Here is a 22,644-nt window from a genome sequence, read left to right on the forward strand (position 1 = left end):
CGTGAGCGGCTCGATAGCGACCTCCGTGGGGGGGGTCAATGCCCTCTGCACATCCTTTGTCCAAACGGCGCGTCACATCGCCGGCAAGTCCCGGATCGGCCCGCGATCCAGGCGCCACGCCTCGGGCCCGGCCGAAGGAAAGAGGGTCCGCACCAAGGGATCGTGCCCCGGCACCACGAGACCCGGAGCGGAGGCGAGGGCCTGGATCGTCGCGAAGCCTTCCAGCATTTCTTCGACATCAACGACGATGGGGAACGGCTTGGCGGCCCGGTAGTTCTCATAGAAATGCGCCGCGTCCGAGGCGAGGCAAAGCCATCCGACCTCGGTGCGGACCCGCACGGCCTGCAACCCCTTCGAATGGCCGCCGATACGATGCACCGTCACGCCCTCGGCCACCTGCCCGTCGCCCTGGTGAAAGACGACCCGGCCCGAATAGAGCCGCCGCACCGCCTCGCAGATATGGTCGCCGGTAAACGGCATGCGCAGCGCGTCGTGGCACATGCAAGGTCCGGTGGCATAGGCCATCTCGGCGGCCTGGATGTGCAGCGTCGCGTTTGGAAACAGGTGCAGCCCGCCCGCATGGTCGTAATGCAGATGCGTGACGATCACCCGGTCGACGGCCTCGGCGGCAAGACCGAACGGGGCCAGCGCCTCCCGCGGGTCGCGCTGAATCGGTCGGGACCGGCGCGCGCCCTCTTCCGCGTCATAGCCCGTATCGACCAGGATCGTCTCCTCGCCGCGCCGGAGCAGCCAGATGAAGTAGTCGATCGGATGCCGCGCCGCGTGGTCGTCGTCGAAGAGAAAGCTATCCCCCCGCACCCGCGCGGTCCGATCGCCATAGCGCAGCGCGAAAACCTCCCAGCTCATCCCTCGACCCGATCCCAGGTCTTGACGTGCTTGGCCACGATCATCGGCGTCACCGCCGCGTCGAACACCTTGTAGTGCTGGGTCTGCCGATGGGCGTCGAACCCCGCCGCGTCGTCGTAGATTTCATAGAGAAACACCTCGTCGGACCGGGACGGGTCGGTCAGCACGTCGAATCGCAGGCAGGCGGGCTCTCCCAGGGACGCGCGCGCATTCGCCATCAGGGCGGGCAAGAAGTCGGGCATCCGGCCCGAGGCGACCTCGATGGTGACGGTGACTGCGAACATGCTTTTCCTCCCTGCGCGCATGCGCCTAACTGCGCCCGACTGTCGCAGGGAGGGCACGGAATGTCCAAAGAGTTCGAGATTGCGGTGTTTCATGGCGACGGCATCGGCCCCGAGATCATGGCACCCACGCTGCGCCTCTTGGACGGGCTGTCGGGGGCCTATCGCTTCGCCTGGCGCGACTGCCCGGCGGGGGCGGCGAGCTATCTCGACTGCGGCTCCGATCTGCCGGAGGCGTCGCTAGAGACGGCGCGTCGGGCGGACGCGATCCTGCTCTCGGCCCTGGGCGATCCGGCGGTGCGCTACCCGGACGGCACCGAAATGACGCCGCAGATCGACATCCGCATTGCGTTGGACCTCTATGCGGGCGTGCGCCCGGTCCGCATCGTCCCGGGAATGCGGACGCCGCTGGCCTTGCCGGAGGGCAAGGTCGTGGACTTCGTCCTGGTCCGGGAATCGACCGAAGGTCTGTTCCATACCCAGGGCAAAGGCACCGTCACCGCCGACATGGCCGAAGAGACCCTGCGCCTCACCCGCCGCACCACCGAGAAGGTGTGCCGCTTCAGCTTCGACCTGGCCCGGGCGCGCAAGGCGGAAGGCCACCGGGGCCGCGTGACCAGCGTGGACAAGGCCAATGTCTTCCGCGCCTTCGCCTTCTGGCGGGAGATCTTTGACGGGGTGGCCCGGGACTACCCGGACCTGACCGCCGACCATGCCTATGTCGACGCGATGGCGCTGTGGTTCGTGCTGAAACCCTGGGACTGGGACGTGATGGTGACCGAGAACATGTTCGGAGACATCCTCTCGGACCTGGGCGCGGGGCTGATGGGCGGGCTCGGCATGGCGCCCTCGGCCGATATCGGCGACGACCATGCGGTGTTTCAGCCCTGCCATGGCTCCGCGCCGGATATCGCGGGCCAGGGGATCGCCAACCCCTTCGCGATGATCCTGTCGGCGGGGATGATGCTGGATTGGCTGGGGCGGCGGCACGCGGTGCCCGAGATGATCGCCGACGCGGCGCGGGTGCAGGCCGCCGTCGATGGCTGCCTCGCCGCCGGAGAGACCACCGGCGATCTTGGCGGGACGCTCGACACCGAGGGCGCGGCGGATGCCGTGATCGCCCGCCTGTGACGCTGCGGGTCGGATTGCTGGGGCTGGGCTATTTCGCGCAGTTCCACCGGGAGGCCTGGGGCCGCATCCCTGGCGCGACCCTGGCCGCGACGGCCGATGGCGACCCGGCGAAGGGAGCGGACCATCCCGACCTCGACGGCTTGCTGGATGCGGGGATCGACCTGCTGGACATCGCGACACCGCCGCCGACCCATGCCGCCGCCATCCGCGCCGCCCTGCCCCGCGGCTTGCGCGCGATCATCTGCCAGAAGCCGTTCTGCACCTCTCCCGAAGAGGCCCGCGCCGTCACCGAAGCGGCCGAGGCGGCGGGCGTCCCGCTGATCGTGCACGAGAACTTCCGCTTCCAGCCCTGGTTCCGGACGATGCGGGCGGCGCTCGACGCGGGCCGCATCGGCCGGCCGCTGTCGTTGACGTTCCGCCTGCGCCCCGGCGACGGACAGGGGGAGGATGCCTATCTCGCGCGGCAGCCCTATTTCCGGACCATGCCGCGCCTGTTGATCCACGAGACGGGCGTGCATTATCTCGACGTCTTCCGCTACCTGATGGGCATGCCGGACGGGATCTATGCCGATCTGCGGCGGCTGAACCCCGCGATCCGGGGGGAGGACGCGGGGCTGGTCGTGCTCGACTATGGCGGCGGCGCCCGGGCCGTCCTGGACGGCAACCGGCTGCTCGATTTCGACACCGACGATCCGCGGCGGACTTTCGGGACGGCTCTCCTGGAAGGCACGGAGGGCAGTCTGCGGCTAGCGGGGGATGGCGCGGTCACCTGGCGCCGCTTCGGCACGCGCGAGACCGAGACCCTGCTTCACGCGCGGGACTGGCCGGGCTTCGCCGGCGACAGCGTCCACGCGCTGCAATCCCACGTCGTGCGGGCGCTGAGCGGCGCGGGCGCGCTGGAGAACACCGCGCGGGACTATCTGGAGGTCATCGAGATGGTCGAACTGGCCTATGCCGCCTTCGAGGCGAGGACGCGCCTGCCGCTCCGTTGACGGATCGATCGAATGCGATGTGTTCGTCGCAGGGCGTTAGGGAAGCCTTTATCTCTCCCCTCCATCCTGCGCGGGCCAACCATCATGTGAAACATGACGAATCGAGGCTGCGATGATCCGTGTGACCTTCTGGGCGAGGCGAAGTTCCTACGTCCAGACACTGGAGATGAAACTGGCTATCCTGTTGCTATGCCTCTTTTTGGCGCTGCTCGGGCTGATGCCCGTGGCGACCGAGGCCGGAAGAGACTGTGAGGAGGACGGTGGCGACATCTGTGCGCCAGCGCCCTAGTCGCGGCGGGCGGCCTCGGCCGCACTGCGGATCTCGCGGATGGCGCGGCCATAGCCCTCCGGGTTGTCGACCGTGCCATGCTTGAACACCGCGGACCCGGCGACCAGAACATCCGCCCCGGCCTCAGTGACCAGAGGGGCCGTGACGGGGTCCACCCCGCCATCGATCTCGATATGAATGGGTCGGTCCCCGATCATCTCGCGCAGACGCCGCACCTTGGCGATCTGCGAGCGGATGAACTTCTGCCCGCCGAAGCCCGGATTGACGGTCATCACACAGATCAGGTCCACTTCGTCCAGCAGCATCTCCACCGCCTCCGCCGGCGTGCCCGGGTTCAGCGCCAGCCCCGCGCGCACCCCCGCCCCGCGAATCGCCTGGAGTGTCCGATGCACATGCGGCCCGGCCTCCAGATGCGCGGTCAGCACATCGGCCCCCGCCTCGACGAAGCCCTCCAGATAGGCGTCCACTGGCGAGATCATCAGATGCACGTCCATGACGCCGCGGATATGCGGCCGGATCGCGGCGCAGGTCGCGGCGCCAAAGCTGATATTGGGCACGAAATGCCCGTCCATCACATCGACATGGACCCAATCGGCCCCCTGCCCTTCGATGGCGGCGCATTCGGCGCCAAAGTTGGCGAAATCGGCGGCGAGGATCGAGGGGGCGATCTTGATGGAGCGATCGAAGGTCATGGAAGTCTCCTGAGGGGTCAGTCCGCCCCGACCACGCCGCGGTCGGTCACGATATAAGGCAGCAGCACGTCATGGGGGCCGCGCGGGATTTGCGGCAGGCGTTGCGCCTCCACCGCGAGGCCCACGATCAGCGCGTCGGACAGGCCCGCCAGCGTCCGGTCATAGAACCCGCCGCCATAGCCCAGCCGCGCGCCCGAGGCGTCGAAGCCGCACATCGGCACGATCACCACGTCCGGCACGCGCCAGCCGCCCTCGACCGGCTCCGGCACGTTGAAGGCCCCCGGGGCCATTTCGCAGCCTGGCGTCCATTCGCGGAACCGCAGCGGCGCGCCCTTGGAAGTGACTACGGGCACGCAGATCCGGTTGTCGAGGCTAAGGGCCCGCATCACGCGGGTCGGGTCCACCTCGGAGCCGATAGGCATGTAGCCCGCGATGGTCCGCCCCTTCAGATGCATCAGCCGGGCATAGAGCCGCACCGCCGCCGCCGCGCGCGCGGTGATCGGGGCCGCCTCGCGCGCGGCAAGGCAGCGCTTACGCAGTTGCGCCTTCATCTCCCGAAGCCTAGCGTCCGCGGTCATGGCCACCTTCGATCACTTCGCCGTCTCCGCCGCAACGCTCTCCGAGGGGGTCGCGCATGTCGCGGCGGTGTTGGGCCTGCAGATGGGGCCTGGGGGAAAACACGACCTGATGTCTACCCATAATCGCCTCTCGGGCCTGGGCCCCGGCGAATACATGGAGGTCATCGCCATCGACCCCGACGCGCCCCCGCCCGGCCGTCCCCGCTGGTTCGACCTGGACCGGCGGTCGGGGCCGCCCCGGATCGGCAACTGGATCGCGCGGGTGAACGATCTGGACGCGGTGGTGGCGCGCTGGCCGGAGGCGGGACAGCCGCTGTCGTTCCAGCGCGGCCCGTTCCGCTGGCGCATGGCCGTTCCCGATGACGGGATCCTGCCCTTCGACGGCTGCTTCCCCGCCCTCATCCAGTGGGAGAGCGCCGCGCCCAGCTTCGACGACGTGGGCCTGCGCCTGACGGGGCTGGAGCTGCGCCATCCCGAAGGCGCGGCTCTGGCCGAGGTCCTGGCCGACCTGATCCGCGACCCGCGCATCCAAGCCGCCACCGGCCCGCGCCGGATCACCGCGCATCTCGACACGCCCGACGGCCCCCGCACCCTGTCGTGAGCGACGCGCTGCCCCCCAGCCTGGACGAGATCGAGGCCCTGGCCCAGGCCACGCGCGACGCCCTGCCCGCCCCCTTCGCGGGTCTGGCCACCGAGGTCCGCCTGGTGGTCGAGGACTGGCCCTCGGAGGAGATCCTCGACGAGATGGAGATCGAGGACGCCTACGACCTGACCGGTCTCTACGAGGGCGTGCCGCTCATCGAGCGCTCGGTCGAGCACCCCGAGCCGCCCTCGACCGTCAGCCTCTTCCGCCGCCCGATCCTGGACGAATGGGCGGCACGCGGCGACGTGACCCTGGGGGAGCTTGTCGCCCATGTCACGGTCCACGAATTCGCCCATCATTTCGGCTGGTCCGACGAGGAGATCGCCCGAATCGACCGCTGGTGGGAGTGAGCCCCAGGCCAGCGCGACGTCCAGCGGCTCCGGATCGGCTAGCCTCCGCAGATAAGCCAGGGGCGCGCATGGCCTGCGCCATGGCCTAGATCCCGGTCGCAATCTCTTCAAAATCGAAACGCTTGGCGCGCGCTCTCCCGGGCGAGACGGTCCGAGCGCACTCCACCGACCGCCCTCCCCTGCGGTTCGCGCCGATCATGCGCCGCCACGGCGTCCGAAGCCGGCCTGCGCGCCCCGCGCGAAGATCGAGCCGCAGCGCCGATGGCGGCGCCAGCCATCCGCTCAGGATTCCCTGCTTCGTCTCCGTTTGGGGCCGGTCATCTGGCGGCGATCCCGCTGACCTGGACGAATCGGCCGCAGCCTCCAAAACGCAGAAAGCGCCCCGCGGGGCGCTTTCGACCAGCCCTTGCCGCTGGTGGATCAGGCGGCGGCGCGCGACGACAGGATATCGTCCACCGCTTTCAGAGCGCCGTCCTCGTCCATGTCGTTCACGGCGGCGAGTTCCCGGGTCAGACGGTCGAGCGCGGCTTCATAGAGTTGCCGCTCGGAATAGGACTGCTCCCGCTGTTCGTCGTTGCGGTGCAGGTCGCGCACGACCTCGGCGATGGCGATCAGGTCGCCGGAGTTGATCTTGGCCTCGTATTCCTGCGCGCGGCGGGACCACATGGCGCGCTTGACGCGGGCCTTGCCCTTCAGCGTCGACATCGCCTTGGTGACGATATCGGGCGAGGAAAGCGCGCGCATGCCCACATCCGACGCCTTGTTGGTGGGCACGGAGAGCTTCATCTTGTCTTTGGTGAACTGGACGACGAAGACCTCCAGTTCGTAACCTGCCACTTCCTGCTTCTCGACGGCGACGATCTGGCCCACGCCATGCGCGGGGTAGACGACGAAATCGTTCGGGCGGAATTCGGGCTTCTTGGCCATGGGCATCCTCATACTGGGTCGCGCCCGCCGGGGATCGGCGACAAAAATCCGCGCCCGTAGCAAAGCGACGGGGCACGGGTTCGGCGTGACGATGTTGACCCGCTGCCCGGAAGGGGTCGGATCGGGTCGGCAGACAGACACGGGCAGACGCCCGATATCAGGATGACCATATCATATTTCAAGGCCCTGCGGAAGCGTCTGCCGCGCGGCCTCCGAGTCAGCCGCCCTCGCCCGGCGCCTCCGAGAAGAGCTCCATCTTGCCAGGCTTGCCATCCATCTCCTCCGCGTTGGGCAGAGGGTCCTTCTTGGTGATGATGACAGGCCACGCCTCGGAATACTTGCGGTTGAACTCGACCCACTTGTCCATATCCGGCTCGGTGTCCGGGCGGATCGCGTCGGCGGGGCATTCCGGTTCGCAGACGCCGCAATCGATGCATTCGTCGGGATGAATGACCAGCATGTTCTCACCCTCGTAGAAACAATCCACGGGGCAGACCTCGACGCAATCGGTGTACTTGCAGGCGATGCAGGCGTCAGTGACGACGTAGGTCATGGGCGCTGTCCTTTCCGATGTCGGTGCGGGCTTAGCGGGCGGGAACGGCGCGTGCAAGTCGCGGAGAAGGGCCGTTCGTCACAGGGCCGCGAGGGGCCGGCGGGCGCTGATCCTCGGCCCAGTCGCGGGCTTGGTCCAGGCGTCGGCGATCCCGGCCGGTGGGGCGGGGGCCGACACGCGGCACAGGAGCAGGCGAATTGTCCGTGTAGGCGGCTTGCGCCTCGGGAGCGGGGCCCCGGCGGCTGAGCAGCGCCTGGATCTCGATCACGCGCACGCGCGACCCGGCGGCAAATGTGAGCGTGTCGCCCGGGGCCACGCCATAAGCGGGCTTGGTGACGCGTTCGCCGTTCACGCGGACATGGCCGTCGCTCACGGTCCGCGCTGCGAGGCTGCGTGTCTTGAAGAACCGCGCCTGCCAGAGCCACTTGTCGAGCCTCTGGCGGGCGGGTGCCTCGCTCACTTGTCCTTGAGGGCCGCGAGGGCCGCGAAGGGATTGTCCGGATCGATGGCCTTCTCACGCTTGGGCCGCGATTCGAAGGTGCGGGGGCCCTGCTCCTTGGGCGGGCGTTTGCCCTTGGGGCCCTGCCCCTTCGCCCCCTTGCCCTGCGGTTTGCCACGTCCGCGATTGCGGTCGCCCGGTTGCCCATCGCGACGTGGGCCGCGGCCGCCCTGGCGGCGAGGCGCCCAGGTGAAAATGTAGAAGGACTCGGTCTCCGGCGCGGCGTCCTCGGCCGGTGCCTCCGTGGCAGCTGCGTCCTCGGTCGGTGCGTCCGTGGCAGGCGCTTCCGAGGCCGCCTCCGTCTGCGTCTCGGAGGGCGCCGCGTCGGTCGGCGTCTGCGCCCCCTCCTCCGAAACGGTCTCCGGCGCGGGCGCGGCCGCCTCTCCGTCCTCGGAGACGGGCGGTGCGGTCTCCGCGCCCTCGGGCGCCGGGGTCGCGTCGGACTGGGTCTCAGCGGCCGGCTCCGCCGGCGTCTCTGCCTCGGCCTCGAGCTTGGCGGCGGGCTTGGCCTTGGGCCGCTCGCCCTTCTCGGCCTTGTAGCCCAGGCCGCCCATCAGGTCGGCGAATTGATCCAGCGTCATGCCGGTGATCGAGAGCATATCCGCCGTCGCTTCGAACCCGCCGCGGCTGTCCATCGGGCGGATCATGTCGGCGAGACGCTCCAGCATGTCGATGCGGATCGCCCGCTCGCCCGCGAGGCGATACCCGGCCATCGGATAGTATCCCTGCGGCGCGCCCTTGACAGCCGGGACGGTCACGAGGCCCGGCGGCGGGGCCTCGGGAAACTCGTCGATCCCCTGCCAAAGCGACCAGAGCACGAGGCGCAATCGGGTCGGCGCGGGCTTGAGCAGGAGCTGCTGGAAGATGGTGAACTGGCCGAAGCGGACGCCGTGCTTGCGGAGCTGCCCACGCGCCTCCTGGTCGAGCTCCTTGACCTCGGCCGCGACCTCGGCGCGCGGAATCACGCCCATCCCCTCCAGGAGGCGGAAGGCGAAGCCACGCGCGAGCCCGGTGACGGCCTCGTCCTTGGACAGGGCAAGCAGCGGCTCGAGCGCGGCATTGACCTTGCGGTCGATGAAGTGTTGCAGGCGGCGGCTCACCTTCTGCATGACCTCGGGGCCCGCTTCCTCGTCGACGAAGGCCTCGACGCCGGGCTTGAGCGGATCGTCGCCCTTCACAAGCTTGCCCACCGCCTGGTCGCCCCACATCAGGCCGCCCTGCTCGGTGAAGTCCATCTCCGTATCGGGCGCGTTGTAAAAGCGGTCGGCGCGCAGGTGGAACTCCGGCCGCAGGGCCTGGGTCGCGGCCTGCCGCACGGTCTTGGCCTCGTCCGGCGTCGTGGTCCCGGTCTGGTGAAAGCGGAAGCCTTCGAGGCGGCCCAGCGCCTCGCCCTCGACCGTCACCTGTCCCTTGTCGTCGATCTGAGCCAAGAGGCCCTCCTTCATCTTCAGCCGCCGGAGCAGCACGCTGGTCCGCCTGTCCACGAACCGGTTCGTCAGCGCCTGGTGCAGCGCGTCCGACAGGCGGTCTTCTACCTTGCGCGTGGCCTCGCGCCAATGGGCCTCGTCCTCAACCCAGCCTTTGCGCTGCGCCACGTATGTCCAAGTGCGGATATACGCCAGTCGTTTCGACAACATGTCGATATCGCCCTGGGTCTTGTCGATGCGCTTGATCTGGCGCGCGAACCAATCTCGGTCAACGCGGCCCTTTTCGTGCAGAAAATCGAAGATCCGCGCGAGCAGGTTGGTGTGCTCCCCATGGCTGATCCCCTGAAAGTCGGGGATGCGGCAGACATCCCAGAGCAGGCGCACGTCCCTTGCATCGCGGATGCGCGCGGCGACCGATTCCAGCTGCCACAGCGTCTTGAGCGATTGCAGGTCGTCCGCCTCGCGCCCCTTGGTCAGGATCTGCTCCGGGCTGGGCGCCTCCAGCGAGGCGATCAGCGCGTCGGGCGTGCCGAAATCGAGCCGGTCGTTGCGCCAGCAGAGCCGGTCGATGGGCTTGAACTTGTGGTTTTCGATCGCCTCGGCGAGGCCCTCGTCGAGCGGCGCGGCCTCCCCGGTGGTGCCGAACGTGCCGGGCTCCGTGTAGCGGCCCGCCCGGCCCGCAATCTGAGCGAGCTCATGGGGCATCAGGGGCCGCATGCGGCGGCCGTCGAACTTGGAGGTGGCGGAAAACGCCACATGCTTGATGTCGAGATTAAGCCCCATGCCGATGGCGTCGGTGGCGACGAGGTAATCCACATCGCCGTTCTGATACATCGCCACCTGCGCGTTGCGCGTGCGCGGCGAGAGCGCGCCCATCACGACCGCCGCGCCGCCTTTCTGACGGCGCAGCAGCTCGGCGATGGCATAGACGTTCTCGACCGAGAAGCCGACGATGGCAGTGCGGCCGGGCATCCGGCTGATCTTCTTCGATCCGCTATAGGTCAGATCGCTGAACCGCTCCCGCCGGGCGAATTGCGCTTCGGGGACAAGCTGCGCGATGGCGGGCCGCATCGTGTCGGAGCCCATGAACAACGTCTCGTGCAGCCCCCGCATGTGGAGCAGCCGGTCGGTGAAGACATGGCCCCGGTCCGGGTCGGCGCAGAGCTGGATTTCGTCCACGGCCACGAAATCGGCGCCGAGGCCTTGGGGCATCGCCTCGACGGTGCAGACCCAATAGGCCGCCCGGGGCGGGACGATGCGTTCCTCGCCGGTCACGAGCGCCACCACCGAGGGCCCCCGCGCGGCGACCAGCCGATCATAGACCTCCCGCGCGAGCAGGCGCAGGGGCAGACCGATCACGCCGGTGCGATGGGCGAGCATCCGCTCCAAGGCGTAATGCGTCTTGCCGGTATTGGTCGGGCCGAGGACCGCGGTGATGCGGCCTTTGGTCATGGTCATTACGGGTCTCGTTTAGGCCGGTTCGCTCTGTCTCCGGCGATGCGCCGGAAGAGAATGCGGGACCGGGGGCCAGCCCCCGGACCCCCGGGATATTTTTGCAGGGAAGAAGAGGGGCGCGGGAGAGTTACGGACGGGGAAAGATCGGCGCGGGGGGCGTCAAAGGGCGCGTTCGCCGACCTGGCGTTCGAGGCGCTCGACGGCGGCGTTCACATTGTCCTCGGCCGGGAAGACCTGCTGCGCGCGGCGGAAGGCTTCGAGCGCCTTCTCGCTCTCGCCCAACTGTTCCATGATGATGCCAAGCCCCGCGAGCGCGCCGAAATGGCGAGGCTCCAGAATCAGGGTCTGCTCGATATCGGAGATCGCGGGGCCGTAGCGGTCGGTCAGATAGAAGGCGGTGGCGCGCAGGTTCCAGGCGGCGGCCCAGTCAGGCGCGTGGTCGGTCAGCGCAGTCAGATGGGCGAAGGCGCGGGACCAGTCTTCGGCCTCGATGGCGTCGCGGCCGCGCTGCAAGAGAAGATCCATCGCGGCGGAGCCGGAATGCGACCACCGCTCCTCGATCTCGCGGGAGAGGCGGCGGGCCTCGGCCCTATCCTCGGGCGCCGTGAGCGTGCCCAGACGGTTGAGCAGCACGTCCGGATCGTCCGACAGCACCTCCTGCGCGGGGAGGGACGTGGCGTAACCGATCGCCAGAGCCGTTACGAAACCGTTGAAGGTGACGCGAAGGTCAATCATCTAATGCCTATCCTTCCTGCCGCGTCCTGCGGCCCCCAACCCGTGAGGACCTCATGAGCGATATCGTCACCGAAGCCGTCACCCAGCTCTCCCAGAAGATTGGCACCTTCGACGGCAGCGTCAAGTTCGTGATCGAAGACGAGGGCGCCGTGATGGTCGATCAGGACGGCGTACGCGCCAGCGACGAGGAGGCGGATTGCACCATGACCGCCGATGCCGAGACCTTTCAGGGTATTCTCGCGGGCGAGGTCAACCCGACCGCGGCGTTCATGTCGGGCAGGCTCAAGGTCGATGGCGATATGGGCGTCGCGATGAAGCTGGGTGGAGCGCTGTCCTGAAGCTCGACGCCCCTTTCCTGGCGGCGCTCGCCGCCGGCCCGCCGGAGGGCCACGCGGTCTGGCTTCGCGCCTCGGACAGAGTGCGCGTGCGCGCGGGCATCTGGCCCGAGGGGCATGCGGGAACTGTCTTCGTTTTCCCGGGGCGCACCGAGTGGGTGGAGAAATACGCCGACGCGGCCGCGCATCTATCGCGGCACGGCTTGGCCTCCATCGCGCTGGACTGGCGGGGCCAGGGCCTCACGGAGCGGCCCAAGCACAATCGCCTGATCGGGCATGTCCGCGACTTCCGCGACTATCAGCGCGACCTTCGGGCGGCTATGAGCCATGCGGACGCGATCGGGCTGCCGCGCCCCTGGCACCTGCTGGCCCATTCGATGGGTGGCCTGATCGGGCTGCGCGCCCTGATGGATGGGACACCGTTTCAACGCGCCGTATTCTCGGCGCCGATGTGGGGGCTGCCCCTGGCGCCGCATGTGCGGCTGACGGCCTGGACCGTGTCCTCGCTCAGCTCTGCGCTGGGTCTGGGCGAGATGAACACGCCCCGGGCGGGCAAGGCCTCCGACCCGGGCAACACGCCTTTCGAGGGCAACCTGCTGACGCGGGATGCCGAGATGTTCGCCTGGATGCAGTCGCACCTGCGGGCCGAACCGGACCTGGCGCTGGGCGGCCCCTCGCTGGGCTGGCTCAACGCCGCCCTGCGCGAGATGCACGGCCTGGCCCGGCGGGCGACGCCCCAGGTGCCCTGCCTGACGCTGCTGGGCACCGACGAGGCGATCGTCGACCCGGACGCGATCCATATCCGCCTCGCCACCTGGCAGGAGGCACATCTGGAGATCGTCGAAGGCGGGCGACATGAGGTGCTGATGGAGGATACCGGCCTGCGGACGCGGCTCTATGACCTGATCGGGGCGCACCTGGCCGGATAGCGACCTCTTCGTGTCGCCCCCATGCGCGGGTCAGGCCAAGCGCCCTGCCTCAAGCCGCAGCACCCGGTCCATGCGGCTGGCCAGGTCCAGGTTATGGGTGGCGATCAAGGCGCCCATTCCCGTCTCTCGCACCAGCGCCATCAGCGCGTCGAACACGGTATCCGACGTGCCTGGGTCCAGATTGCCCGTAGGCTCGTCCGCCAGCAACAGGTCCGGCGCATTCGCGAGCGCCCGGCAGAACGCCACCCGCTGCTGCTCGCCCCCCGACATCTCGGCCGGACGGTGATCCAGGCGATGGGAGAGGCCGACCCGACCCAGCAGGTCCACCGCCCGGTCGCGCGCCGCCCCCTGGCCGACCCCGTCGGCGAGTTGCGGCAGGAGGATGTTCTCGGTCGCCGTGAACTCTGGCAGGAGATGGTGGAACTGGTAGACGAAGCCGATGCGCTTTCGGCGCGCGCGGGTCCGCGCCCGGTCGCCCTTGCCCGTCATGTCCTCGCCCGCGATCAGCACCCGCCCCGCATCGGGCGCGTCGAGCAGTCCCGCGATATGCAGGAGCGTCGACTTACCCGCGCCGGACGGCGCGACCAGGGCGCAGACCTCGCCCGAGGCGACCGCCAGATCGACGCCCGACAGCACGGTGATCTCGTTCGGCTTGCCCAGGTGGTAACTCTTGGCGATGCCCTCCAGCCGCAGCGCGTCACTCATAGCGCAGCGCCTCGACCGGGTTCATCCTAGCGGCGCGGCGGGCCGGGAAGATCGTCACCACGAAGCTGAGCGTCAGCGACAGCGCCACGGCGGTCAGTACGTCGTCCCATTCCAGCCGGGCCGGCAGTTGCGAGATGTGACGGAACTGCGGATCCCAGACACCGCCTCCGGCGATGTAGTTCACGAGATCGAAGATCTGGTCGATATAGATCGCGAAGAGGCAGCCCAGCGCGACGCCGATCAGGGTGCCGATCACGCCGATGGACGCGCCGCAGAGGAAGAACACCCGCAGGATCGTCCCCTCGGTCAGGCCCATGGTGCGCAGGATGCCGATGTCACGGCCCTTGTTCTTGACCAGCATGACCAGGCCGCTGGTGATGTTGAGCGTCGCGATCAGCACGAGGATCGAGAGGATGACGAACATGATGTTGTCCTCCATCGTCAGCGCCCGGAGGAACGCGCCCGAGCTGTCCTGCCACGTCCAGAGATAGGCGCCCTCCCCCGCCGCCTGGATCAGGGCGGGGCCGTAGAAATCGACGCGTTCCGGATCGTCGACCGCCACCTGCACCTCGTCGGCGACCCCGGTGCGGTTGAAGTAGAGTTGCGCCTCCTCGAAGGGCATGTAGACGCGGGTCGAGTCGATGTCCCAGCGCCCGACCTGGAAGACGAAGACGACCGGATAGGCCTTGATCCGGGGGCTGGTGCCGAAGGCCGTGCGCACCCCATCCGGAGAGATCAGTCGGATGCTGTCGCCCACGTCCACGCCGAGTTGCCGCGCGACGCCGGTGCCGATGGCGATGCCCTGCTGGTAGTCGGCGAGCGAGCCCCGCGCCTCCTCCGGCTCGGCGATGCGCGGCACCTGGGCCAGATCCTCGCCCCGCATCCCCACGACCTGCACGCCCGTGTTGCGCCCGTTCGCCGTGGCCATCACTTGGCCCGAGACCACGGGCACGGCGCGCTCCACCCCATCGACCTGCGCCACAGCGGCGGCCACCTCGTCGTAATTGGCCATGGTGCGGGTCAGCGCGCCGTTCGGCAGCACCTCGCCATAGGCCAGCACGCTGACATGGGGGTTGGCGCCGATGATGGTGTCGACGAACTCATAGCGGAAGCCCGACCGAACGGCGAGCGTGGCGATCAGCGCGAAGACGGCGAGCGCGATGCCGACCAGGCTGATCCAGGTCATCACCGAGATGCCCCCCTCGGAGCGCTTGGCCCTGAGATAGCGCCAGGCGATCATCCATTCGAAGCGTCTGAACATGGGGCCTCCGCCGGTCCGATCAGAGCCTCAAGTGCGGGGTCCGGGAGGTATGGTCAAGGCGGCGATGAAACCGGGTGAGCGACCTTGGCTCTTGAACGACAGTAGAGGGGCAAGAAACTCGTCCGGACCTGACGGGCTTGGGGATCTACATATTTCAGGCAGGACAAAGGGACAGTTCGCGTCCGAGCTGAACAACGACTCGTTTCGCCCAGATTGCCGCACGCGGCCGAGCAGGCGGTAGCAATCGGTATACGGGAACCGTTGCCAATACACGCAACTTCAATCTACCGTCATCGAATGCAGCTTTATTCCGGTAAGAGAACCGACTCTTCGAGATGGTTCGAGTTCCCGCTCCGCCCAGGCGATGTCATTGTCTCGACGCCGCCGAAATGCGGTACGACCTGGACGATGGCCATCGTTGCGATGTTGCTGCACGGCTCTACTGAACTGCCGGCGCCGCTCAGCGAACTCAGCCCATGGCTGGACTATTCACCGATGCCACTCGATGAAGTCGTTGCCGCATACGGATCGCAGCAAGGGCGACGCCTGATCAAGACGCACACGCCGTTGGACGGCCTGCCTATCACGGATGGAGTATTCGCCATCTCGGTGTTGAGAAACCCGATTGATGCCATGCGTTCGATGCGCAGACATGTCTTGAACATGGCCAAGGCACCGGAGCACGATCCTTTCTTGGCAGACGAAGAGACCGTGATTGCGCGAGGGATTGATCTCCCTTTCGAGCCAACGAATGTAGACGATGTCTCGCTGGGGTTGCTAGCGCGACATCTCCGCGCCGCAATAGAAGCGAAGGCCGAGGCCAACGGCTTTGTGACCATGATCCATTACAGCGACATGAAACGGGATCTGGGCCAGGTCGTCGCTCACATCGCCGCTCATATCGAAGTGGACGCGCCGCCTGATCTACTCGCCGAAATTGTCGAGGCCGCTTCGCTCGCGTCAATGCGTGCCAAGGCCACGCGGTTCGCGCCCCTGGCCAAGGCGGGGCACTTCAAGTCACCGGAGGGATTCTTTGCAACTGGAGAACGGGGTGACCATGCTCAGATTCCACTATCTCTCATGAAACAATATGCGGAGCGAATGTCCGAGTTGCTCTCGCCCGACGAAGCAAATTGGCTCCAGGACGGGGGCTCAGACTCCGTTACGGCTTGAAGAGCCGCGCCCTTGGTCTGCGGCGCGGCGGTCGCACTTATAAGTGCTCTCGCGATCCAAGAACGTCCGCTTCGCTATCCTGCGCATCATCGAGCGCCCGCAAAGTCCTCCCTGAGACGCGAGAAGACGGCGAGCACAAAGTCGACGAGGCTGATCCCGGTCATTCCGCTGATGCCGCCTCAGAAGCGCTTGGCCCGCAGGTAGCGCCACGTGACCGTCCATTCGAAGCGTCTGAACATGGGGCCTCCGGGGCTGTTCAGCGTCTCAAGTGCGGCGGATGGAGAGCGGGGACAAGATGGGGAGGCAACTCGATTGGCGAGGACCGGCGGGGGGCTAAGGTCAGCTTTGAGCCCAAAGTAGCAACTTCCAATCTCCTTGATTGTTTGTGGTGGGCCGACCTACGCTCGGGCAAAGATGAATTTGGAGGAAGCAACCTTGGAAAAGATAGTTGTCGAGCATGCTGACATGCCAGCGCCATACGGCGCGTATTCAACCGTCGTCCGCGCCGGTGACTTCCTGTTTGTATCGGGGCAGGCGGGCATAATTCCCGAAACAGGCGCTAAGGCAGGCGAAGATTTCGAAAGCCAAGCAAGGCAAGCCTTTGAAAACCTAGAGACCTGCCTCCGGTGTTCAGGTTGCTCCATGGACGACATCGTAAAGGTGATCACCTGGCTCGGTGATGCCAACGAAAGGTCCGCCTTGAATGACATTTTCGGAGAGTATTTTCCGAACAAGCCGCCAGCCCGTTCGACGCCAATAGTGGACCTCCCTATGGGCCTCTTGCTTTCGATAGAGGCAACGGCAATCGCGCGGTCTTGAATTCGCCAATCGAATGGCAGCAATGTCCGCGTAGCGGACGTTCGACCCGGCTTACGCCACCCCGGCGTACACCTCCCTGAGCCGCGAAATCGCCGCCTCGGGCGCCATCTCCTCGCTCTCGCCCGTCCGGCGCGAGGTCAGTTCCACCTTGCCCGACGCCAAGCCCCGCGGCCCGACCGTGATCCGCCAGGGCAGGCCGATCAGGTCCATCGTGGCGAACTTTGCGCCCGCGCGCTCGCTGCGGTCGTCGTAGAGCGGGTCCAGGCCGGCCTTCACCAGTTCCGCATAGATGCCTTCGCAGGCGCTATCCGTCGCCGCGTCCCCCTGCTTGAGGTTCACGATCCCCGCGTGGAAGGGCGTCACGCCCTCGGGCCAGATGATGCCCTTGTCGTCGTGGCTGGCCTCGATGATCGCGCCCAAGAGGCGCGACACGCCGATCCCGTGCGATCCCATGTGCAGCGGCACGGGCTTACCGTCCGGCCCCTGCACCGTCGCGCCCATCGGCTCGGAATATTTGGTGCCGAAGTAGAAGATCTGGCCGACCTCGATGCCGCGCGCCGTGCGCCGCCGCTCCTCGGGGACCTGGGCGAAGACCGCCTCGTCATGGGTCTCGTCGGTGCGAGCGTATTTCGACGTGAACTCCTCCAGGATGCCCTGGCACTGCTCGACGCTGTCGTAGTCGATCTCCCGGTCGCCGAAGGTCAGGTCGGTGACGGCGGAGTCGTAGAACACCTCCGACTCGCCCGTCTCGGCCAGCACTAGGAATTCATGCGTGTCCTCGCCCCCGATCGGCCCGCTATCGGCCCGCATCGGGATCGCCTGCAGCCCCATCCGCTCGTAGGTGCGCAGGTAGCTGACGAGGTGGCGGTTATAGGCATGGCGCGCCGCCGCCTCGTCCAGATCGAAGTTATACCCGTCCTTCATCAGGAATTCCCGCCCGCGCATCACGCCGAAACGGGGCCGCATCTCGTCGCGAAATTTCCACTGGATGTGGTAGAGCGTCAGCGGCAAGTCCTTGTAGCTGTTGACATGGGACCGGACGATGTCGGTGATCATCTCCTCGTTGGTCGGCCCATAGAGCATGTCCCGATCCTGCCGGTCACGGATGCGCAGCATCTCCGGCCCGTAGGCGTCGTAGCGGCCCGACTCCTTCCACAGCTCGGCGGATTGCAGCGTCGGCATCAGCATCGGGATATGACCCGCGCGCTGCTGCTCCTCGTGGACGATCTGCTCGATCCGGCGGAGCACCTTGTAGCCCAGCGGCAGCCAGGAATAGATGCCCGCACTCGCCTGCTTGATCATCCCCGCGCGCAGCATCAGCCGGTGCGAGACGATCTGCGCCTCGGCGGGCGTCTCCTTGAGGACGGGCAGGAAATAGCGGCTCAAGCGCATCGGGGGCCTCCTATTGATCGTCCCTGCGATAGAGCCGGCGCGCGCGGGGGGCAAGCGATCACATCGCCGCGAGGCGGCTGGCGGGCGGCGGGGATGGTCGTAGCTTCCGGGGCTTGCAGACCGACGGATCTCCGCATGACCCTCAAAGCCCTCGGCGCCGAGCTCTGCCTCGCCACGCCGACCTCGGCCGCCTCGCTGGCGGAACTTGTCCGCGCCGATGCGCGTCTCTCCCTTCTGGCGGCGGCGCTCGACGCCGCGGGCTTGACCGGGACCATCGCGCAGGAGGGCCGCTTCACCGTCTACGCCCCCACCGACGACGCCTTCGCCGCCCTGCGACCTGGCCTGTTCGAGGCGCTCCTGGCCGCGGAAAACCGCGCCCAGCTGACCGAGCTGCTGCGCTACCATCTCGACGACAGGGTGCTGACGACGCGGGATTTGCCCAACCGCGTCATCCGCGTGCAGACCCTCCTCGACAAAAGCCGCATCTGCCTGGAGCGACGGGGCGACGGCATGGTCGTGATCGACGCCAATGGCGGCATGGCGCAGGTGACCGAGGCCGATATCCGCGCCGATAACGGCGTGCTGCATGTGATCGACCGGGTGCTGGTGCCCGGCGGCATCCCGGTCTGCGAGGACTTGGCCGACTAAACCCGTCAGGCGCGGCCGATCCGCACTTTTGGCGCGCAGCCCAGCGACGCGGCGAGCGACCGGAACCGCGCCTCCGCCACCTCGCCATAGAGCGCTTCGCCATCGCCCTTGGGCAAGGCGAGTTCCAGCTCGCCCCGCTTGGGATAGAGCTTCAGGCGTCCCATCAATTCCGGATCCTGGGCGGAGAACATCGCGCCGAAGCGCATGGCCTTGCCGACGACCTCCGCCTCTTGCGTGTCCGCCTCGTTCAAGAGCGGCGCAAGCGCCTCGAACGGCGTTCCCTCCCGCTTGTTGCGATAGCGGTGCAGCAACGCGAGGCCCAGGAACACCCGTTCGGAATGCGTCAGACCGCCCAGATTGGCGCGGGTCGCGTTGTCGAAGCAGATCTCGGCCCGATAGTCGGGATGCGCGCGCCAGGAGACGTCGTGTAGCAGACAGCAGGCCCGGATCAGCCGCTGGCGCCGCTCCGAGGCGCGGGAAAAGAGCGGCGAGATGAATTTGTAGAGGATGCGGCCAAAGCCCGGCAGCCGCGCCGAGGCCGCTTCCGAGGCGCGGCAGGACTCGATCAGCGGATCGCGGGCGCGCAGCACGTCGGGCATCCGCTCATAGAGCAGGCCCTCGCGGATCCCGTAGGACGAGATCGCGATTTCCTTTGGCCGGAACGTTTTGACCACGCGGGACAAAACCTCGGCTGCGAGCGGCACCAGCGACATCCGTGCCGAACTCGTCCGCGTCTCCTGCCGCAACGTCTCCATGTCGGAGGCTTCGATCAGATCGAAGGTCGCGCGCAGATCCTTGGGCGTCATCGTGTATTCATGGAGCACATGAAGCGGATAGCCGCGCCGGTGCATGTCCACCCGCGCGATCGCCCGCCAGGAGCCGCCGACCAGAAAGAGCTTGTCGCTACGGTCCTGGCCCAGCACCTCGGCCATGGCCTTGACCCCGGCATCGATCTCGGCCCGGCGCGCGCCCTTGCCCTTCACGTTCTGCAACTTGAGCGGGCCCAGCTTTCCGGAGACGGTCGCGCCCACCTGCCCGCCCCCGGGCAGCACCGCCAGTTCCATCGAGGAGCCGCCGATATCGCACATCAGCCCCTGCGCCTCAGGCCAGCCCAGCAGCACGCCCTGGGCGGAGAGCCGCGCCTCCTCGGTCCCGTCGATCACCCAGAGCTTGAGGCCCGTCGCGGCCTCTACCTCCGCCTCGAAGGCGGGTCCGTCCGAGGCTTCGCGCACGGCGGCCGTGGCGACCGCCGTCAGGGAGTTGACCTCCATGCCCCGTGCCAGGATGGCGAAGCGGCGGAGCGCGACCATCGCCCGCTCCCGGCCGTCGGGGTTCAGCCGGCCCGTCTCGGCCAGCCCGGCCCCGAGCCCGCAAAGGATCTTTTCGTTGAAGAAATAGGCCGGAGAGCGGGCCGCCCCGTCGAAGACCACCAGGCGCACGGAGTTAGAGCCGACATCGATCACCCCCACCCGGCGCAGCGCCCGGGCTTCGGGCCCGTCGAACAGGGGCGCACCGAACGGGCCGTATTCCTCGGCCTCGGCTGCGTCGAGCTTCATGGGTCTCTCCCCCTGCGGCAGTCTTTCGCGCGGTTTGGCACGGTCGGCGCCGCGGGGTCAACGCGCGCCGATAGGTCGCGGGACGCCAGCGGCCAGCCGGGGACAGACGCCACGGCTTGGGCGCCGCCCCGTCCGCGTGAACCGCTCCGGGACTACTCCGCCGAGTGAGTCAGTTCCGGCACATCCTTGGCGCCCGCGCTGCCTCGGCCCGAAAGCGACGGGTTCTCCATGAAGAACCGGTGGCAGCTGAAGGGGTTCTCGATCTCCGAGAGGTCCGCACGGGTCCAGGCGCCCTCCGCGCCCAGAACCCAGCTTTGCGCGACATCCGCCAGGTTCGCGGCCATGATCTGGCTGACGATCTGCGCCTTCACGGTGGGGTTGGTGCATTCCACCAAGGTCTCGATCCGGCGGTTCAGATTGCGCCCCATCCAATCCGCCGAGGAAATATGCACCCGCGCCTTCTTGGACGGCAGCCCATGGCCGTTGCCGAAGCAGACGATGCGCGAATGCTCCAGGAAGCGGCCGACAACCGACTTGACCCGGATGTTCTCCGACAGGTCCTTCACCCCAGGCCGGAGCCCGCAAATCCCCCGGATCACGAGGTCGATGCGCACCCCCGCCTGGCTCGCGGCATAAAGCGCGTCGATCACGTCCGGCTCGATCAGGGAGTTCATCTTGGCCCAGATCGCCGCCGGACGCCCCGCCTTGGCATGGGCGATCTCGCCCTCGATGGCCTCCAGAAGGAAGGATTTGAGGCCGAGCGGCGAGATCGTCATCGCCTCCAAGCCTTCGGGAGGGGCGTAGCCCGAGATGTAGTTGAACACCTTGGTGGCGTCCCGGCCCAGCGCCTCGGAGCAGGTGAAGAGCGACAGGTCCGTATAGATGCGCGCCGTGATCGGGTGGTAATTGCCCGTCCCGAAATGGGTATAGGTCACTAGACGGTCGCCCTCCCGCCGGACGACCGTGCTGATCTTGGCGTGGGTCTTGTAGTTGGTGAAACCATAGACGACATGCGCGCCCGCCCGCTCCAACCGCCGCGACTGGCGGATATTGGCGGCCTCGTCGAACCGCGCCTTCAACTCGACCAGCGCGGTCACCTGCTTGCCCGACTCGGCCGCCTCGCAGAGCGCGGCGACGATCGGGCTTTCACGGGAGGTGCGGTAGAGCGTCTGCTTGATCGCCAGCACATTCGGGTCCAGCGCCGCCTGCTGCAAAAAGCGGATGACCATATCGAAGGTCTCGTAGGGGTGATGCAGCAGCATGTCCTTTTGGCGGATCGCCGCGAACATGTCGCCGTCATGGTCCTGCACCCGTTCGGGGACGCGGGGCGTGAAGCTGGGCCAGAGCAGATCCTTGCGGTCGTCCACCACCAGTTCCTTCAGGGCGGCGAGGCCGATCAGCCCGTCGACCTCGATGATCTCGTTCTCGTCGACGCCGATCTCGTCGACGATCTCACGGCGCAGCCCCTCGGGGGCGCCCGCCGTGATCTTCATGCGCACGATCTCGCCCCGGCGGCGGCGCTTGAGCGCGGTCTCGAACTCGCGCACGAGGTCTTCGGCCTCCTCCTCCAGTTCCAGATCGCTGTCGCGCAGAACCCGGAAGGCGCAGTTCCCCTTGAGCGCGTAGCCGGGGAACAGCCGCTCGATCTGCATCAGCAGCAGCACCTCCAGAGGCAGAAAGCGGATCGTGTCGCCATCATCGGGCAGGCGGATGAAGCGGTCGATCTGCGCCGGGATCGGCAGCAGCGCGCGCAGCAGACGCTTGTCGGCTTTCCGCTCCAATTCGACGGCCAGGGCGAAGCCCTCGTTCGGGATGAACGGGAACGGGTGCGCCGGGTCGATAGCCAAGGGCGAGACGACCGGAAACACGTTGCGCAGGAAGTAGTCGGCCATGTCGGCCTTCTCGGCCTTCGAGAGCGCGTCCTCCGACAGCAGGCGGATACCCGCCTGCTCCATCTCGCCACGGAGCGTCTTCCAGGTGTCCTGCTGCTCGGCCAGCAACCGGCCCGCATCCTCGTCGATCAGCACAAGCTGCTCGGCCGGGCTACGCCCGTCGGCAGCGGGAGTGCGGTTGCCGGCCCGGGCCAGTTCGCGCAGACCCGCGACGCGCACGGTGTAGAACTCGTCCAGGTTCGCCGCGCTGATCGACAGGAAGCGCAGACGCTCCAGCAGCGGAAGGCGCGGGTTCGCCGCCTCGTCCAGCACCCGCCAGTTGAACGCCAGCCAGGACCGCTCGCGGTTGAAAAAGCGCCCCGGTCCCGTCCTCCGCGCCTCGTCCAGCTCGACGGGCTCGGGCAGAGGGGCGCGCAGGAAATCGGCGGGGGGGATGTCGGATCGGTCAAGCATGGGCGGCGGCTACCGGGCGGAGATGTCGGAGAAATGACAGCGTAACCGCAAGAACGGGGCCG

General features: G+C 67.5%; 23 protein-coding genes. 9 read left to right on the top strand and 14 right to left on the bottom strand.

All coding sequences use genetic code 11. The features are described 5' to 3' along the window. Window positions 1–72: 72 nt before the first annotated feature. Together DTQ71_RS06375 and DTQ71_RS06380 are read right to left on the bottom strand one after the other, a co-directional pair. Complete coding sequence (locus tag DTQ71_RS06375) at window positions 73–867, bottom strand: N-acyl homoserine lactonase family protein (RefSeq protein WP_109563441.1); 795 nt, start codon at window positions 865–867, stop codon at window positions 73–75. After that, the gene (locus tag DTQ71_RS06380; protein WP_109563442.1) at window positions 864–1,151 is read right to left on the bottom strand and encodes a putative quinol monooxygenase; all 288 of its coding nucleotides are present in this window, start codon (window positions 1,149–1,151) and stop codon (window positions 864–866) included. Before DTQ71_RS06380 ends, DTQ71_RS06375 begins: the two co-directional genes overlap by 4 nt. Window positions 1,152–1,211: 60 nt before the next feature. Between DTQ71_RS06380 and DTQ71_RS06385 the strand changes: the two genes are divergently transcribed. Together DTQ71_RS06385 and DTQ71_RS06390 are read left to right on the top strand one after the other, a co-directional pair. Then, window positions 1,212–2,279, top strand: coding sequence for an isocitrate/isopropylmalate dehydrogenase family protein (locus DTQ71_RS06385; RefSeq protein WP_109563443.1), 1,068 nt, complete (start codon window positions 1,212–1,214; stop codon window positions 2,277–2,279). Further along, complete coding sequence (locus DTQ71_RS06390; protein WP_109563444.1) at window positions 2,276–3,271, top strand: Gfo/Idh/MocA family protein; 996 nt, start codon at window positions 2,276–2,278, stop codon at window positions 3,269–3,271. The genes DTQ71_RS06385 and DTQ71_RS06390 overlap by 4 nt, the downstream gene beginning before the upstream one ends. A 285-nt stretch (window positions 3,272–3,556) precedes the next feature. Here DTQ71_RS06390 and rpe read toward each other — a convergent pair whose 3' ends face one another. After that, window positions 3,557–4,252 carry a ribulose-phosphate 3-epimerase gene (gene rpe / locus DTQ71_RS06395; protein WP_109563445.1) on the bottom strand — a complete coding sequence of 232 codons (696 nt, stop codon included), beginning with the start codon at window positions 4,250–4,252 and terminating at the stop codon, window positions 3,557–3,559. A 17-nt stretch (window positions 4,253–4,269) separates the two neighbouring features. Continuing rightward, window positions 4,270–4,830 (bottom strand): 5-formyltetrahydrofolate cyclo-ligase, encoded by a 561-nt coding sequence (locus DTQ71_RS06400; protein WP_109563446.1) that lies wholly within the window; start codon window positions 4,828–4,830, stop codon window positions 4,270–4,272. On the opposite strand from DTQ71_RS06400, the gene DTQ71_RS06405 reads away from it, so the two are divergent. Both DTQ71_RS06405 and DTQ71_RS06410 read left to right on the top strand, forming a co-directional pair. Beyond that, window positions 4,829–5,431, top strand: a complete 603-nt coding sequence (locus DTQ71_RS06405; protein ID WP_109563447.1) for a VOC family protein — start codon at window positions 4,829–4,831, stop codon at window positions 5,429–5,431. The genes DTQ71_RS06400 and DTQ71_RS06405 overlap by 2 nt on opposite strands. Further along, window positions 5,428–5,823 carry a metallopeptidase family protein gene (locus DTQ71_RS06410; RefSeq protein WP_109563448.1) on the top strand — a complete coding sequence of 132 codons (396 nt, stop codon included), beginning with the start codon at window positions 5,428–5,430 and terminating at the stop codon, window positions 5,821–5,823. The genes DTQ71_RS06405 and DTQ71_RS06410 overlap by 4 nt, the downstream gene beginning before the upstream one ends. A 420-nt stretch (window positions 5,824–6,243) precedes the next feature. Here DTQ71_RS06410 and DTQ71_RS06415 read toward each other — a convergent pair whose 3' ends face one another. The 5 genes from DTQ71_RS06415 to DTQ71_RS06435 form a co-directional block, all read right to left on the bottom strand. Continuing rightward, the gene (locus tag DTQ71_RS06415; RefSeq protein WP_109563449.1) at window positions 6,244–6,756 is read right to left on the bottom strand and encodes a CarD family transcriptional regulator; all 513 of its coding nucleotides are present in this window, start codon (window positions 6,754–6,756) and stop codon (window positions 6,244–6,246) included. Between the two features lie 211 nt (window positions 6,757–6,967). Continuing rightward, window positions 6,968–7,303 carry a ferredoxin FdxA gene (fdxA, locus tag DTQ71_RS06420; protein ID WP_109563450.1) on the bottom strand — a complete coding sequence of 112 codons (336 nt, stop codon included), beginning with the start codon at window positions 7,301–7,303 and terminating at the stop codon, window positions 6,968–6,970. Between the two features lie 31 nt (window positions 7,304–7,334). After that, the gene (locus tag DTQ71_RS06425; protein WP_109563451.1) at window positions 7,335–7,763 is read right to left on the bottom strand and encodes an RNA-binding S4 domain-containing protein; all 429 of its coding nucleotides are present in this window, start codon (window positions 7,761–7,763) and stop codon (window positions 7,335–7,337) included. Next, window positions 7,760–10,681 carry a helicase-related protein gene (locus DTQ71_RS06430; protein WP_109563768.1) on the bottom strand — a complete coding sequence of 974 codons (2,922 nt, stop codon included), beginning with the start codon at window positions 10,679–10,681 and terminating at the stop codon, window positions 7,760–7,762. Before DTQ71_RS06430 ends, DTQ71_RS06425 begins: the two co-directional genes overlap by 4 nt. A 162-nt stretch (window positions 10,682–10,843) precedes the next feature. Continuing rightward, entirely contained in the window at window positions 10,844–11,419 is a 576-nt protein-coding gene (locus DTQ71_RS06435; RefSeq protein WP_245947283.1) for a tetratricopeptide repeat protein, read from the bottom strand. Between the two features lie 53 nt (window positions 11,420–11,472). Here DTQ71_RS06435 and DTQ71_RS06440 point away from each other — a divergent pair, with 53 nt between their 5' ends. Both DTQ71_RS06440 and DTQ71_RS06445 read left to right on the top strand, forming a co-directional pair. Next, window positions 11,473–11,757 (top strand): SCP2 sterol-binding domain-containing protein, encoded by a 285-nt coding sequence (locus tag DTQ71_RS06440; protein ID WP_109563452.1) that lies wholly within the window; start codon window positions 11,473–11,475, stop codon window positions 11,755–11,757. Window positions 11,758–11,843: 86 nt separating this feature from the next. Then, window positions 11,844–12,683 carry an alpha/beta fold hydrolase gene (locus DTQ71_RS06445; protein ID WP_245947285.1) on the top strand — a complete coding sequence of 280 codons (840 nt, stop codon included), beginning with the start codon at window positions 11,844–11,846 and terminating at the stop codon, window positions 12,681–12,683. 30 nt (window positions 12,684–12,713) lie between these two features. Here the strand turns inward: DTQ71_RS06445 and DTQ71_RS06450 are convergent, their stop codons facing one another. Both DTQ71_RS06450 and DTQ71_RS06455 read right to left on the bottom strand, forming a co-directional pair. Beyond that, window positions 12,714–13,388, bottom strand: a complete 675-nt coding sequence (locus tag DTQ71_RS06450) for an ABC transporter ATP-binding protein (protein ID WP_109563453.1) — start codon at window positions 13,386–13,388, stop codon at window positions 12,714–12,716. Beyond that, on the bottom strand, window positions 13,381–14,649 hold the full coding sequence (locus DTQ71_RS06455) for a lipoprotein-releasing ABC transporter permease subunit (protein ID WP_109563454.1): 1,269 nt from the start codon (window positions 14,647–14,649) through the stop codon (window positions 13,381–13,383). The genes DTQ71_RS06450 and DTQ71_RS06455 overlap by 8 nt, the downstream gene beginning before the upstream one ends. 297 nt (window positions 14,650–14,946) lie before the next feature. Here DTQ71_RS06455 and DTQ71_RS06460 point away from each other — a divergent pair, with 297 nt between their 5' ends. Together DTQ71_RS06460 and DTQ71_RS06465 are read left to right on the top strand one after the other, a co-directional pair. Further along, entirely contained in the window at window positions 14,947–15,822 is an 876-nt protein-coding gene (locus DTQ71_RS06460) for a sulfotransferase domain-containing protein (protein ID WP_109563455.1), read from the top strand. A 414-nt stretch (window positions 15,823–16,236) separates the two neighbouring features. Continuing rightward, window positions 16,237–16,641, top strand: coding sequence for a RidA family protein (locus DTQ71_RS06465; RefSeq protein WP_211317104.1), 405 nt, complete (start codon window positions 16,237–16,239; stop codon window positions 16,639–16,641). 51 nt (window positions 16,642–16,692) lie between these two features. Here DTQ71_RS06465 and proS read toward each other — a convergent pair whose 3' ends face one another. After that, a complete protein-coding gene (gene proS, locus DTQ71_RS06470; RefSeq protein ID WP_109563457.1) occupies window positions 16,693–18,033 on the bottom strand; it encodes a proline--tRNA ligase in 1,341 nt (446 codons plus the stop codon). Between the two features lie 135 nt (window positions 18,034–18,168). Here proS and DTQ71_RS06475 point away from each other — a divergent pair, with 135 nt between their 5' ends. Further along, window positions 18,169–18,681 carry a fasciclin domain-containing protein gene (locus tag DTQ71_RS06475; RefSeq protein ID WP_170125316.1) on the top strand — a complete coding sequence of 171 codons (513 nt, stop codon included), beginning with the start codon at window positions 18,169–18,171 and terminating at the stop codon, window positions 18,679–18,681. 5 nt (window positions 18,682–18,686) lie between these two features. On the opposite strand, the gene DTQ71_RS06480 is transcribed toward DTQ71_RS06475, so the two are convergent. Together DTQ71_RS06480 and DTQ71_RS06485 are read right to left on the bottom strand one after the other, a co-directional pair. Further along, window positions 18,687–20,237: a Ppx/GppA family phosphatase gene (locus tag DTQ71_RS06480; RefSeq protein ID WP_109563459.1), complete on the bottom strand. Its 1,551-nt coding sequence runs from the start codon at window positions 20,235–20,237 to the stop codon at window positions 18,687–18,689. A 152-nt stretch (window positions 20,238–20,389) separates the two neighbouring features. Next, window positions 20,390–22,582 carry an RNA degradosome polyphosphate kinase gene (locus DTQ71_RS06485; protein ID WP_245947287.1) on the bottom strand — a complete coding sequence of 731 codons (2,193 nt, stop codon included), beginning with the start codon at window positions 22,580–22,582 and terminating at the stop codon, window positions 20,390–20,392. Between the last annotated feature and the right edge of the window lie 62 nt (window positions 22,583–22,644).

It is taken from the genome of Jannaschia seohaensis, assembly GCF_900116765.1.
In the GTDB taxonomy this organism is placed as follows: Bacteria; Pseudomonadota; Alphaproteobacteria; order Rhodobacterales; family Rhodobacteraceae; genus Jannaschia; species Jannaschia seohaensis.

Bases quoted from the DNA above. Each gene is read 5' to 3' on its own strand.
- DTQ71_RS06430 (WP_109563768.1), bottom strand. From the start codon at position 10,681: ATGACCAAAGGCCGCATCACCGCGGTCCTCGGCCCGACCAATACCGGC.
- DTQ71_RS06480 (WP_109563459.1), bottom strand. From the start codon at position 20,237: ATGAAGCTCGACGCAGCCGAGGCCGAGGAATACGGCCCGTTCGGTGCG.
- DTQ71_RS06405 (WP_109563447.1), top strand. From the start codon at position 4,829: ATGGCCACCTTCGATCACTTCGCCGTCTCCGCCGCAACGCTCTCCGAG.
- DTQ71_RS06375 (WP_109563441.1), bottom strand. From the start codon at position 867: ATGAGCTGGGAGGTTTTCGCGCTGCGCTATGGCGATCGGACCGCGCGG.
- fdxA (WP_109563450.1), bottom strand. From the start codon at position 7,303: ATGACCTACGTCGTCACTGACGCCTGCATCGCCTGCAAGTACACCGAT.
- rpe (WP_109563445.1), bottom strand. From the start codon at position 4,252: ATGACCTTCGATCGCTCCATCAAGATCGCCCCCTCGATCCTCGCCGCC.
- DTQ71_RS06385 (WP_109563443.1), top strand. From the start codon at position 1,212: ATGTCCAAAGAGTTCGAGATTGCGGTGTTTCATGGCGACGGCATCGGC.
- DTQ71_RS06400 (WP_109563446.1), bottom strand. From the start codon at position 4,830: ATGACCGCGGACGCTAGGCTTCGGGAGATGAAGGCGCAACTGCGTAAG.
- DTQ71_RS06450 (WP_109563453.1), bottom strand. From the start codon at position 13,388: ATGAGTGACGCGCTGCGGCTGGAGGGCATCGCCAAGAGTTACCACCTG.
- DTQ71_RS06440 (WP_109563452.1), top strand. From the start codon at position 11,473: ATGAGCGATATCGTCACCGAAGCCGTCACCCAGCTCTCCCAGAAGATT.
- proS (WP_109563457.1), bottom strand. From the start codon at position 18,033: ATGCGCTTGAGCCGCTATTTCCTGCCCGTCCTCAAGGAGACGCCCGCC.
- DTQ71_RS06485 (WP_245947287.1), bottom strand. From the start codon at position 22,582: ATGCTTGACCGATCCGACATCCCCCCCGCCGATTTCCTGCGCGCCCCT.
- DTQ71_RS06415 (WP_109563449.1), bottom strand. From the start codon at position 6,756: ATGCCCATGGCCAAGAAGCCCGAATTCCGCCCGAACGATTTCGTCGTC.
- DTQ71_RS06460 (WP_109563455.1), top strand. From the start codon at position 14,947: ATGCAGCTTTATTCCGGTAAGAGAACCGACTCTTCGAGATGGTTCGAG.
- DTQ71_RS06465 (WP_211317104.1), top strand. From the start codon at position 16,237: ATGAATTTGGAGGAAGCAACCTTGGAAAAGATAGTTGTCGAGCATGCT.
- DTQ71_RS06435 (WP_245947283.1), bottom strand. From the start codon at position 11,419: ATGATTGACCTTCGCGTCACCTTCAACGGTTTCGTAACGGCTCTGGCG.
- DTQ71_RS06455 (WP_109563454.1), bottom strand. From the start codon at position 14,649: ATGTTCAGACGCTTCGAATGGATGATCGCCTGGCGCTATCTCAGGGCC.
- DTQ71_RS06475 (WP_170125316.1), top strand. From the start codon at position 18,169: ATGACCCTCAAAGCCCTCGGCGCCGAGCTCTGCCTCGCCACGCCGACC.
- DTQ71_RS06380 (WP_109563442.1), bottom strand. From the start codon at position 1,151: ATGTTCGCAGTCACCGTCACCATCGAGGTCGCCTCGGGCCGGATGCCC.